12 protein-coding genes are annotated in these 13,190 nt (G+C 32.7%); 7 read left to right on the top strand and 5 right to left on the bottom strand.

Annotated elements, in window-relative coordinates; all coding sequences use genetic code 11:
* Positions 1-2: 2 nt before the first annotated feature.
* Positions 3-1,352, bottom strand: a complete 1,350-nt coding sequence (locus CLU81_RS13440; RefSeq protein WP_099710278.1) for a serine hydrolase — start codon at positions 1,350-1,352, stop codon at positions 3-5.
* Between the two features lie 222 nt (positions 1,353-1,574).
* Here CLU81_RS13440 and CLU81_RS13435 point away from each other — a divergent pair, with 222 nt between their 5' ends.
* The 7 genes from CLU81_RS13435 to CLU81_RS13405 all read left to right on the top strand — a co-directional run bounded on the left by CLU81_RS13435 (position 1,575) and on the right by CLU81_RS13405 (position 6,257).
* Positions 1,575-2,789: an aminotransferase class V-fold PLP-dependent enzyme gene (locus CLU81_RS13435; protein ID WP_099710277.1), complete on the top strand. Its 1,215-nt coding sequence runs from the start codon at positions 1,575-1,577 to the stop codon at positions 2,787-2,789.
* 14 nt (positions 2,790-2,803) lie between these two features.
* A complete protein-coding gene (locus tag CLU81_RS13430; protein WP_099710276.1) occupies positions 2,804-3,229 on the top strand; it encodes a hypothetical protein in 426 nt (141 codons plus the stop codon).
* Positions 3,230-3,231: 2 nt separating this feature from the next.
* Entirely contained in the window at positions 3,232-3,657 is a 426-nt protein-coding gene (locus CLU81_RS13425; protein WP_099710275.1) for a SufE family protein, read from the top strand.
* Positions 3,658-3,824: 167 nt separating this feature from the next.
* Positions 3,825-4,235, top strand: coding sequence for a GxxExxY protein (locus tag CLU81_RS13420; RefSeq protein ID WP_099710274.1), 411 nt, complete (start codon positions 3,825-3,827; stop codon positions 4,233-4,235).
* Positions 4,236-4,314: 79 nt separating this feature from the next.
* Positions 4,315-4,638, top strand: coding sequence for an SUF system Fe-S cluster assembly protein (locus CLU81_RS13415; protein ID WP_099710273.1), 324 nt, complete (start codon positions 4,315-4,317; stop codon positions 4,636-4,638).
* A gap of 81 nt (positions 4,639-4,719) precedes the next feature.
* Entirely contained in the window at positions 4,720-5,229 is a 510-nt protein-coding gene (locus tag CLU81_RS13410; protein WP_099710272.1) for a DUF2480 family protein, read from the top strand.
* Between the two features lie 77 nt (positions 5,230-5,306).
* Entirely contained in the window at positions 5,307-6,257 is a 951-nt protein-coding gene (locus CLU81_RS13405) for a DUF3078 domain-containing protein (protein ID WP_099710271.1), read from the top strand.
* Between the two features lie 168 nt (positions 6,258-6,425).
* On the opposite strand, the gene hflX is transcribed toward CLU81_RS13405, so the two are convergent.
* From hflX to CLU81_RS13385, 4 genes are all read right to left on the bottom strand, one after another.
* On the bottom strand, positions 6,426-7,667 hold the full coding sequence (hflX, locus tag CLU81_RS13400; protein ID WP_099710270.1) for a GTPase HflX: 1,242 nt from the start codon (positions 7,665-7,667) through the stop codon (positions 6,426-6,428).
* A 191-nt stretch (positions 7,668-7,858) separates the two neighbouring features.
* Positions 7,859-8,719 (bottom strand): hypothetical protein, encoded by an 861-nt coding sequence (locus tag CLU81_RS13395; protein ID WP_099710269.1) that lies wholly within the window; start codon positions 8,717-8,719, stop codon positions 7,859-7,861.
* 138 nt (positions 8,720-8,857) lie between these two features.
* Positions 8,858-10,207: a DUF5689 domain-containing protein gene (locus tag CLU81_RS13390; protein WP_099710268.1), complete on the bottom strand. Its 1,350-nt coding sequence runs from the start codon at positions 10,205-10,207 to the stop codon at positions 8,858-8,860.
* 21 nt (positions 10,208-10,228) lie between these two features.
* Positions 10,229-13,066, bottom strand: a complete 2,838-nt coding sequence (locus CLU81_RS13385; protein ID WP_099710267.1) for a carboxypeptidase-like regulatory domain-containing protein — start codon at positions 13,064-13,066, stop codon at positions 10,229-10,231.
* Positions 13,067-13,190 lie beyond the last annotated feature (124 nt).

Below are 13,190 nucleotides of genomic sequence, written 5' to 3'. Positions count from 1 at the left end.
AACTATTTTTTAACCGAAGAAATTATCCCCTTCAAAAAACCATTAAAATCAAATCCAGGTTCTTCTTCCTTCACTCCCATTCTCACGATTACCATATCCAGAGATGGAATAATCGCCACCATTTGACCTTGATATCCGCTGCAATAAAACATATCTCTAGGAACATCCGGGAATTTTCCTCCAGCGTTTAACCAAAATTGAGCCCCATATTTACCTTCCGAAGTATTCGTTGGAGTTGCAGTATATTTTACCCAACTTTCGTCTAAGATTTGCTCACCGTTCCAATTTCCTTTATGGAGATATAATAATCCAAATTTCGACCAATCGCGCGGTGTTGCCCATCCGTATGACGAACCAACAAAAGTTCCCGACATATCTTGTTCAACAATCATCGAATTCATTCCGATTTTATCAATTACGGCGCTATACCAAAAATCAAGATACTCTTGTTGCGTTTTAAATTGTGCTCTTAAAATTCTGGATAATAAATTCGTCGTTCCTGAAGAATAATTCCAATGTGTGTCTGGTTTGAATTGTGCCGGTTTATCCATTTGAACTTTCCCCATATCTTCGGCCTGAAAAAGCATTTTTGTAGCATCGCAAATCGTGCTGTAATTCTCTTCCCATTCTAAACCGGAATTCATGTGAAGTAAATCATTTATCGTGATAATTTTACGATCATCATTTTTCCATTCGGCAATTGGAGCCGGTTTATAAATATCAATTTTTCCTTGTTTGACTAAAACTCCAAAAGCAGAACTTGTAATACTTTTTGTCATCGACCAACCTAAAATTTTACTGTCTTTATTAAAACCAGTATCATATTTTTCGCCAATCAATTTATCTTTATATAAAACTACAACAGCGCGCGTACGTTTTGCCTTTCCTCCATTTTTATCGAAAGAATCATCAATGGCTTTCTTCAATTTTGAATAATCAACATTCGAAAAAGCAGAATCCTTCGGTTCATTATTCCCGTAAGGAAAAGGAAGATTATTTACCATTTTGGTTCTCTTTGGAAGCAAATAAGGTTTCGAAACATCATAATCATCATTAATTAAAGTCGCTCCAAGTCCTTCACGATAAATTGCTTTTCGCTCTTTTAAACCATAAACATTTGAAGTTGCAAATTTTCCGGCATCATTAATTGTATTTGTTGCCAAATCAATCATATCAATATCATTGTCGGTTTTCTCGATTAATTCTTTCGATCTATGATCTAAAAAATGCCCCGACGCAATACTTTTGGCTGAAAAGCCGGAAATCAAATCCAATTTCGGATAAGTTGTGAATCCAAAATACAGAAATGCAAGAACTAAAACAAGCGCAAGTAATTTGAGAAATTTTTTCATAATTATAGTTAGATGTTTTTAATGCAATATAATTAATTTATGTTCACGATATTATGAGTCAATTTAGAATTATAACTCAGAATATTTAGAAAACAGAATCAAATTTTACGGAATCAATATATCAGCTTCTAATTGATGGCACCATAAAAGGAAATTATCGAATAGCCGCATAAAACAATTTAGTTTTAGTACTTTTGTAAATAGAATTTTTCTAAATAAGACATGTTAGACATCCAAAAAATAAGAGCTGATTTTCCGATACTTTCGGAAAAAGTAAACGGAAAACCTTTGGTTTATTTTGATAACGGCGCAACTTCGCAAAAGCCACAAATTGTGATCGATGCAATCGCAAAATATTATCAGGAAATCAATGCCAATATTCATCGTGGCGTTCATACATTAAGTCAATTGGCAACTGATGCTTATGAGATTTCAAGAGTGAAAATCCAACATCATATTAATGCTAAATTTTCGCATGAAGTACTTTTTACTTCGGGAACAACGCACGGAATCAACCTTGTAACAAATGGTTTTGCTTCTATTTTAAAACCTGGTGACGAAGTTGTAGTTTCTTCATTGGAACATCATAGCAATATTGTGCCTTGGCAAATGTTATGTGAGAAAACCGGAGCTACACTTAAGGTTATTCCGATGAATGAAAATGGTGAATTGATCATCGAAGATTTTGATGCTTTACTTTCTGAGAAAACTAAAGTTGTAACCGTAAATCATATTTCGAACGCATTAGGAATCATAAATCCTATCAAATATATTATTGAAAAAGCACACGCTGTTGGCGCAGCCGTTTTGATTGATGGCGCTCAGGCAGTTCCGCATTTAAAACCGGATGTTCAGGATTTAGATTGTGATTTTTATGCTTTTTCAGGACATAAAATGTGTGGTCCAACCGGAACTGGAATTCTTTACGGAAAAGAAGAATGGTTAAACAAATTACCTCCTTATCAAGGTGGTGGAGAAATGATCAAAGAAGTTACTTTCGAGAAAACGACTTATGCTGATCTTCCTCATAAATTTGAAGCCGGAACTCCAAATATTGCTGGAGGAATTGTTTTAGGAACTGCTGTTGATTATTTAAACAACATTGGTTTTGATAATATTCAGGAACAAGAAAATGCACTATTAGCGCACGCTACAAAGCGTTTGTTAGAAATTGAAGGTTTGAAAATTTACGGAACCGGAAAAAATAAAGCTTCTGTGGTTTCGTTTAATATTGACGGAATTCATCCTTATGATATTGGTTCAATTATCGATAAATTAGGAATTGCCGTTAGAACCGGACATCATTGTGCTCAACCTATCATGAATTTTTTCTGTATTCCGGGAACTATTCGTGCTTCATTTTCTTTTTACAATACAATCGAAGAAATTGATACAATGGTTGAAGCGGTTAAAAAAGCAAAAACCATGTTAAGCTAAAAAAACTCTTTTATATGAAAATATTATCTTTATTGCTCTTAACGATTTTCATCGGGACAAGTTGTTCAAGTCAAAAAACAGCCGATATGACAAGTACACAAATAGAATATTCTGCAATGTCTCGTGGTCTTTACAAAAAGATAATGGTTCAAAATAAAACAGTTTCTATTATAAATGGTAAAAATACCGAAGCAGTAGAAAGCAAAATAAGCGACGCAAAATGGAAACAAATTGCAACAGAATTTTCAAAGGTTAACTTAGAAAGTATTCCAACTTTAAAAGCTCCAAGTGAAAAACGTTTTTATGATGGCGCTGCAATTGCAAACTTAAAAGTTGTCCAGAATCAGAAAACATATGAAACTAAAGGTTTCGACAATGGCAATCCTCCAAAGGAAATAGAAAAATTGGTAAATTTGCTACTGGATTTTACGAAAGAATAATTATGACAATAAAAGAAATACAAAACGAAATAATAGACGAATTTTCGATGTTTGATGATTGGATGCAGCGTTATGAATACATCATCGAATTAGGAAAAAGTCTTCCGTTAATCAAAGAAGAATACAAAACTGACGATAATTTAATCAAAGGCTGTCAGTCAAAAGTATGGTTGCAAGGTGAACAAAACGATGATAAAATTGTTTTTACTGCAGATAGCGATGCCATTTTAACCAAAGGGATTATTGCAATTTTAATTCGTGCTTTCTCTAATCAAAAAGCTGAAGATATTATAAATGCCGACACTCAATTTATTGACGATATTGGTTTAAAAGAACATTTGTCAGCAACTCGTGCAAACGGATTGGTTTCGATGATTAAAAACATCAAAATGTACGCTTTGGCTTTTGATTCAAAAAACAAAAACTAAACTTTTAAACCATATAAGTTATATAAGACAATATAAGCTTTGTGTTTACTTTGCAAACAAAATAAAGAACATTTAAGTTTGCTGTTAAATGAAGTTCTATTATATAGTAAAAAACAATTAAAGTAAGTTTTATCTTTCTTTTTATTTTTATATCTTGCTAAGAAAGCATGATTACAAAGAAATATTTGACTGATTTAATTTACCATGTAAATGGAGCCGCAATTGAAGTTCATAAAAATATTGGAGCCGGACTTTTAGAGAATATTTATCATAAATGTATGATTAAGGAATTATCTCTAAGAGGAATTAATTTTCAATCTGAATTAATAATTCCGGTTGAATATAAAGGCTTAAAATTGGAATCTGATTTAAGATGTGATTTATTTATTGAAAACTGCTTAGTTCTTGAATTGAAAGCGGTCAATCAAATCATACCAATTCATATTGCAAAATTAATGTCATACATGAAGCTTTTAAAATCCCCAATAGGATTAATGATAAATTTCAATGTTACAAATATTTATCACGAAGGTCAAAAAACATATATCAACGAATTATACCGTTGGTTAGAAGATTAACAAATAAAGAATAACCATATAATAATAAGTGCAATGCTTAAATGAGCTTATATACTTATATGGTAAAACACAAAAAAAAATGGAACAAGAAATAGACACAAACGAATTAGGAGAATCAATTGTAAAAGTTTTAAAAGGCATTTACGATCCAGAGATTCCTGTAGATATTTACGAATTAGGTTTGATTTATGACGTAATGGTAAATACTGATTTCGAAGTAAAAATCTTAATGACTTTAACGTCTCCTAACTGTCCAGTTGCGGAAAGTTTACCGAGAGAAGTTGAAGAAAAAGTAAAAACAATTGAAAACATAAAAGATGTTGATGTTGAAATTACTTTTGATCCGCCTTGGAGTAAAGATTTAATGAGCGAAGAAGCAAAATTAGAATTAGGAATGCTTTAATATTTGTTTCAGGTTTAACGTTTCAAGTTTCACGTTACAGAACTTGAAACTTGAAACGTTAAACTTGAAACCATTTTTCATATGGAAGAAATCATTAATAAAGTTGCCAATAGCGCATTAGAGGTTTTCGATCTTGAGGATTATTATCCAAAAGGAGCTCGTGTGCAAATTGATATTTCGCAATGGCTTTTAGAAGGTTTTTTATTGAAAGAAAAAGACTTTAGAGAGCATTTAAAAAATCACGATTGGTCACAATATCAGGATCAATATGTGGCAGTAAATTGCAGTACAGATGCTATAATTCCTGCTTGGGCATTAATTTTAGTAGCCGTACAATTAGCTCCATTTGCAAAAAAAGTAGTAAATGGAACAATCGAAGATCTTGACTCTAGTTTATACGAAGAAATCTTGCCTACAATTGATTATTCTGCATACAAAAGTAAACCTGTTATTGTAAAAGGGTGTTCCAGAAAGCCAGTTCCAATGCGAGCGTATATTTTGGCTACAACTTACTTACAGCCATTTGCAAGAAGCATTATGTATGGCGAAGCTTGTTCTGCAGTACCTTTATACAAAGAATCTAAGAAATAACTTCCTTTTATAGACAATAAATCCTACACCTTTTCACGGTTTTTAGTATATTTGTTAATACACTTAAATTAAAAACCATGAGAAAGCTAGCTTTATTACTCTTCGTTTTAGCGAACTTAACTTTTGTTCAAGCCCAAAATTCAGAAAAAGAATTAATTCAGAATACAGAAAAAGCAGTCAAGAAAATAAATGATACTATCGAGGGCGAAGGCTGGAAAGCAAAAGGAACAGTCTCACTTTTGTTAAATCAGTCAAGCTTCAACAATTGGGTTGCAGGTGGTGAAGATAGTTTTTCAGGTACTTTAGGAATCAACTATGATTTCAATTATAAAAAAAACGATCTTACCTGGGATAACAAGGTTTTAGCCTCTTACGGTCTTTTACAAACTAAAAATGCTGACTTCGAAAAGAAAACTGATGACCGCTTTGAATTCAATTCAATTGTTGGAAAAAAAGCTTTTGGTCAATGGTATTATTCTTATTTTCTAAATTTTAGAACTCAGTTTACAACTGGTTATTTATATGGCAAAGATGCGAACGGAAAAGAAATCAGAACCGAAAACACAAAATTCATGTCTCCGGGCTATCTAACTACTGGCCCAGGTATTTACTGGACAAAAGATGATAATCTAAAAATAAATTTTGCACCTCTAACTTCAAAATTCACTTTTGTAGATGGTGCTTATACTTCAGGTATCGATCAGGCAACTGGTTTACCATATGTTAGTGGAGATTATTTTGGCGTAGACGCAAATAAAACGATGCGTTATGAACTGGGTTTCTATGCCTCTGTTTATTACAAATTAGCCATTATGACCAACGTGACCGCCGAAAATATTCTGAATTTATATTCTAACTATTTAGAAGATCCTCAAAACGTAGACATTAATTACTCGCTGAATATTGTCATGAAAGTAAATAAATTTTTATCTGCTAACTTATCCTTTCAGGCAATTTATGATGACAACGCTTTTCAAGGTTTTCAAACCAGAGAAGTGTTTGGTTTAGGAGTTAATTTCGGATTTTAATCTGAAACTGTATTTTACCGCAAGGAGCGCAAAGGTCTTATTCGTAGATTGCGCTTATTAAACACAAAGTTCGCAAAGCTATATGTAAAATTAGCTTTGCGAACTTTGTGTTTTATGGAGATACTTTAATATAAAAATCTTTGCCCTCTTTGTGGTAAAAATTTCTATTTATTCTTCATCTTGTTCTTCTTCTTTTTCGATTGCATCTTTATAATCCGGATACAAGAATTTATTATAAGGAAATCTCGTGATATGAATCTGACGAACAGCTTCATAAACTCTTTCTCTAAACTCCTCAAAATTCTCTTTGTTCGTAGCCGAAATAAACAATGCATTATCTTCGCCTAAACGATGCATCCAAGTTGTTTTCCACTCATCAAGTGTATAATGTCTTGGTGTTTTTTCTGTCATCAAATCATCTTCATCAATCGTCAAATGTTTATAAGCATCGATTTTATTAAAAACCATTATAACAGGTTTTTCATGTGCTTTTATATCCTGCAAAGTCTGATTTACAGATTCAATATGATCTTCAAAATCAGGATGCGAAATGTCTACAATGTGCAACAATAAATCGGCTTCGCGAACTTCATCAAGTGTACTTTTGAAAGAATCAACCAATTGTGTTGGCAGTTTTCTAATAAAACCTACTGTATCTGAAAGCAAAAATGGCAAGTTTTTAATAACCACTTTTCGAACCGTGGTATCCAGAGTCGCAAATAATTTATTCTCAACAAAAACATCACTTTTACCTACGGCATTCATCAAAGTCGATTTTCCAACATTGGTATAACCAACTAATGCAACACGTACCATAGCACCACGATTGCTTCGTTGAACACCCATTTGTTTATCGATCGTTTCGATTTTATCTTTCAATAACGAAATTCTGTCACGTACAATACGTCTATCTGTTTCGATCTCCGTTTCTCCGGGACCACGCATACCAATACCACCTTTTTGACGCTCAAGATGTGTCCATAATCCCGAAAGTCTTGGCAATAAATAGATACATTGCGCCAACTCAACCTGAGTTCTTGCGTATGAAGTTTCGGCTCTTTGCGCAAAAATATCCAGAATCAAATTGGTTCTGTCTAAGATTTTACAATCTATAATTTTAGAAATATTTTTTTGCTGTGATGGTGATAATTCGTCATCAAATATTAAAGTCGATATATCATGTTCTTTTACAAAAAGATTGATTTCTTCTATTTTTCCTGTTCCAACAAAAGTCTTTGGGTTTGGACGCTCCATTTTTTGCGAAAAGCGTTTAATAACTTCACCTCCAGCGGTAAAAGTCAAAAACTCCAATTCATCCAGATATTCGTTAAGTTTTTCCTCACTTTGATTTTGAGTTACAATACCAACAATGGCTGTTCTCTCAAAATTTATAACTTCTTTTTCTAACATAGCTTTGAATAAGGTGCAAATTTAATGATTTGTAAGGTACTAACACTTATAGAATTTCTTTTTTAAGTTCTTATTAGCACTTTATCATGTTGTCTAAAAACAGAAACCATCTAAAAATTAAAAATATCAAGAACTTAATCTCAATAAAATCTAATTTTTAAATGGTTTTTAATTAAGTCGAAAGACAAAAATTATTCGTAAATAAATGTTTTTTCAGTTTTTACGATTCCATTTTCTTCAATTTGAGAACATGAGATCGGAAAATTTAATTTATTGTATTTGTATTTTCTGCTTACAGCAACTAAAACTGTAGACGATGGACTAAAGTTTACTTCGTTATTATAAGAGATTGCTTCAAAGCTAAATTCATCTTCATGATAAGAAATCATCGGTACAATTACTTTATAATTATCCCCAAAAAGGCTTTGAACAATTAACTGATCTACAGATTTTTTGTCATCGAAAGTATAGGTTTTAGAAATTTTATCTCCAACCAAACCTTTATGTTTTACAACATTATCATTGGTATAAACATATTCGATTTTACCAATAATTGCTTTATTTCTATCACGTGAAGTACGTCTTACGATAATCCCATTTTCGACGATATATTCGATATCATCAACTAAATTCTGATGATTTGTACTTTTTTTTGTTGTTACTTTTATCCTTGCACCTTCATAAGCAAAGGTTACAACTTTAGTAATATAATCAGGTCCTTCCTGATATTTCTTTACAAATTTTGTAATGTTGTTATCTGCATCGTAAGAGTAGTTTACGACTTCTTTCCAATCACTTCCAACTTTGTCTTTTACGGTCATATCCAACAATCCTTTAGGATTGTAAAAGAAATGCTGTATAACATCTGAAGTGGTAATAGTCTGGATTTTTCCGTCTTTAAACACAACTGTTTTATTTACGATTTCTCCATCTTTAGAGTTTTGATAATTTGTTTTAACAATGTTAATTTGTTTTAATCGAACGGGGCTGTCCTGACTGTGCAGCATGCATGGTAAAACCATCATCATGATGGCGATAAAGTAGGTTTTCATGTAGTATTTGTATTAGTTTGGGATGACCAAAATACAAAATTCTATCAAATTTTAACAGTTTAAATCTCAAAAACAGTACACTATTAAATTATTATCTAAAAATCAACACTTTAAATATATTTTTAAAGAAAACAGAACCTACTTTTCACCAAAAATTCTAACATCATCCACCATAAAAGCACCGTTAAGGGTTTTATCTTTTCCAGATCCGATGTACTTAAATGCAATATGAATATTTCCTGAATACGAAGACAAATCAATTCCCCCTGAGCTTATAAACTGTCGGGAAGGCGTTGACAATGATGGAAAATTAGCCTCTAGTTTTGTCCAATTTGCTTTAGTAACACTTGATCCGTTAAAGTCTGTTGACACATAAACTTCTAACGAATTCAACGGAGAATCCACTTTTAAATCATGCTGCGCGCTTCTAAAAGAGAATACCACATTTTTATAATCGCCTAAGTTTATTTTTGGAGTTACGAGCCATGCAATATTTTCGGCAGCTGTTGTACTTGTTGTATTAAACTCTGCATATCCGTTTCCGGCATACAACATGCTTTTCCATAATTTTGAAGCTTTTTGCACAATATTACTCCAACCCGGCAAAGCAAAATTCACATTATTCTTTACCGTTTGAAAATCTTCATCAAAAAATGGAATGTTTCTTTTGCCGTTCATTTCCACATCTTTTTCTGATCTAATCATCAGTTGATAGTCTGATCCAAATTTTGTCAATATCCCTCTGACTTTTCCACTTCCTTCGGGCACAAAATGATCTGCAAAACTGGCGTAACCACTTGTCCTGAATATAATTTGATTACCTGTTTTATCTCTTAAATTCCAATTTGTAGAACCTCCAACATTATTTGATTCTTCAAAATAATGACGTCCAATTGCTGCTTCTGTAAATTGCACGTTTGTTAATTCTATTAATGTATTGAGTTTGCTTTCGTTTAATGCTTCTTCGATAGAAACCGTCTGGACCAATTGACTTTCATCAATAATAGTACAGGAAGCGTTTAATACATTTTTATAATCATTTTGCGAAACCCTCCCAATTGTTGGATCTCCGGCATTACTTACATACAAACTTCCGATGCGTAAACCTTCAAAATACAGATCTGTAAACTGATTTTTAAGTTTTATGTAAACTTTATTTCCAATACGAAAATCAATATAGGAGTTTGAAACATCAACCGGAATACTGAATCCTATTGCTGGTGTTTGGTGCGTTGCCAAGGTTTGAAATGAAATGGCCTTAAAAAAGTTCCCTTCTTGATCACTTGATACAACGTATGCCTCAATTACATCATTATAACTGTATTGTTTAGGAACTGAACCTGACATGTCCTTCACTTTTTGAACGGTTTGATTTAGGATCAAATCAGGTTGTGTACATGCCAATTTTGGAATTTCGACTTCGTTGTTGCAACTATAAAAAAAGACGAATAAGAATGTATAAAAGGGAATTAAGATTCTATTTTTCATTAAAAATATGTTTTTAAAATTTTATAAACTGATGCTCAGATTCACGAAATAAGTTCGTCCATATCCGTAAAAATATTTGGGTCCAAATGATGGTGTTCCACTTGATACATCTTGATTAAGTGCTCTAAAATTGGCGTTTCTGGCTTGTTCAAAACCACCTGTTTTATAGGTTAAATCCAGGACATTGTTTATGCTCGCAAAAAGTCCGATATATTTTCGGGAGATTCGCCAGGACTTGCCGCCGGAAACATTTAAGAGTACCATTGGATCAAATTTTTCTTGTTTTAGTAATGTAAATGTGCGCTCTTCAGTCGCTTCGGGAAAAACAAGACCACTTATCGAATTTTTATAAAACCTTGCTGTTCTGGCAATAGGCGAAACATCAATATAACTTTCCGCCATATAATTAATATTCGATGCCAGCCACCAATATTTTGGATCTCGATATTCCAATCCAAATGAATAAGCTTGTTGTGGCATTCCTGATTGTTTGTAATTTTTAAGATAAGATTCTCCAAAATCAAAAGTTGCCTGACTATCTCCTTTGGCTACATTTGCATCATTTGTTATTGAAACATTTGGATTACTATTGTAGGTATAATTGCCATAAGCAGCAGAAAAAGTCGTTTTTAATGTTATCGAAATTTGATATTCAAAACTCAGTTCAAGCCCAATATTTTTCTTGTCTAAATGAGTTAAAGTTTGACTGACAAAAGCATCTGTACTATTGTAACTTGCGCCTCTGTCAAAAATTCCCTCGGCATAAAAAAAGGATGTTTTGGTTGTATTTTTTATCAAAGTATAATATCCTGTAACTCGCATTTTAAGACTAGGAGAATGATAAACATAATTCGCTTCGGCACTACTTATATTTTCATTTTCGATTCCGTCAACAATTGAATTATTTAAACGTGAATTCGAAAATGTGTTTCGAAGTGATGGCGCTCTTGTAAGATGCATTCCGTTAAAAAACAACCACTGTTTTCCTGAAATTTTATAGGTGAATCCGCCTTTAAAACCAAAGTTTTCAAAATTGACTTTTTCACTTTTTCCAAGAGAAGATGTTGGGTAAATTCCGTTTTGATACAATCCTTCTCTTTGATAATTTGAAAAGGAATAAGATTGTCCTAAATAAAAATCAACCTTATTATAAGAGAATTTAAACTGTGTAAAAGCATCAATTGTAGTTGCTGTAAAATTATAATTATAACCATAAATATCTCCTTCTTTTACTTGACGATTCGGATTCTGCAAATCTGATTGCCCTTCATTTCCGCTGTAAAAAGTGTCTATGTCTTCAAAATATTGTCCTCCAAGTAAATCTAAAAGATATTGAAACTGATGTGATTTTAAATTTCTAAAAGTAAGTCCGCCGTCAAAAACACTATTTTCTGAAAGCTGTATGTTTAAATTTGAATTTGCCGCAATTGTATTATCGTCGGTTCGATCTTCATACAAAACATAATGACTTTGCGAAGCTTCATAGCCTGTAATCACTCCATTAGAATTTATAATTGGCTTTTGATTTGCCTGATATATTGCTTCCCAATCTATTTGAGGCTTTTCCAGAAACGCTATTCTGCTTTTCTCGGCACTTTCATAATCCGGCGTGAATTCTCCCGAAAATTCTCCATTATCTTTTGCATAAAGAGAACTGTAATAACTTGGTAATTTTCGATAATAATTAGGATCCGGACTGTTTGCGTTTTGATAATCTATTGTGCTGTTTCCTACTTTTCCAAACTGATACATTATGCTCGAATTCAGATTTGTTTTTTCATTTATCTTAAAATAATGATTGAGCATTAACAACGGTTCTTCGACTTTCTTAATTCTGGCGTTTCGTTTTTCATCATTCTGAAAACCCCAATATGAATTGTATTTCTCGTTCGTTAATTGTGTTACTTCATTTGTGTTTGCCGAATTTTTTGCGCGAGAACTTGGTGTATAAAACCCGGTAAAATTTAAAGATTGTCTTTTGTTTAATTTCCTTTCTACGCTAATAAAAAAGGATTCGGCATCAAAATTTGTTCCTTCAAAATAGCCTTCTCCAGACCAGCGTTTTCCAGCCGAAATCGCATAAGCCCAACCAGAAGCATTCATTCCTGAAACATAAGTACCAATTGCTCGTAAATTGTAAGTTGTATTGCTTCCTGAGAAGGTAAGCTGAGTGCCTTTTCTATACGTTGAAGCCCGGGTAAATATTTGCTGTGTTCCCAAAATACCTCCAAATGTATAGTTTGACGCTGCTGCTCCAACAGAAAATTCCTGATTTCTAAGTACATTATTCAAACCGCCCCAATTGCTCCATTGTGGTCTTCCGTCATAGATTTTGTTCATCACCATGCCATTTAACATCATGGTTCCGTTTTCGCTGTCTAAACCGCGAACTCTAAATCGGGCTTGACCCCAATTGAAAGCCGAAGCTTGCATGAAAGCATCTTTTGAGGATTGTAATAAACCGGAAGTCATTTCTGATGAACTGCTATCATCTGACAAATCGCTTTCTAATAAAGAAATTAAGGCTGAAGGTGTTTCATCTGAAAAACGATCTTCTAATTGAAGTATTCCTAAATTTACTTGTCGTCCAAGGTTTGACTGGACTTTTAAAAGCAAATCTTTATAACCCTGACTGTGCAGTAAAAGCAATTGTTCACCTGTTTTTACAGAATGTAATTCAAATTTTCCGCTTTTGTTTGTGAGTTGCGTCACTGCCGAATTTTGAATACTTACAACAACATTTTCTAAAGGATTTTGTGTTTTCGAATCCAGTACTATTCCAACGAATGTGGTTTCCTGTTGTGGAAAAGCAACCTTAAAAGACAATAAAATAAAAAGCAACACGTATTTTTTTCCCATGGAAATCCCCAACTTATTTTTGATAAATAGTTTTTAGATTAAAAATGCTTTGGTTCTCAAAACATTTTAATCTTTACATCAAAAGATAAAATTGGTTTCTGGAAAAAAGTTGTGCAAAATTCAA

Source organism: Flavobacterium sp. 9 (assembly GCF_002754195.1).
In the GTDB taxonomy this organism is placed as follows: Bacteria; Bacteroidota; Bacteroidia; order Flavobacteriales; family Flavobacteriaceae; genus Flavobacterium.
This window is presented reverse-complemented; position numbering and strand designations above follow the sequence as displayed.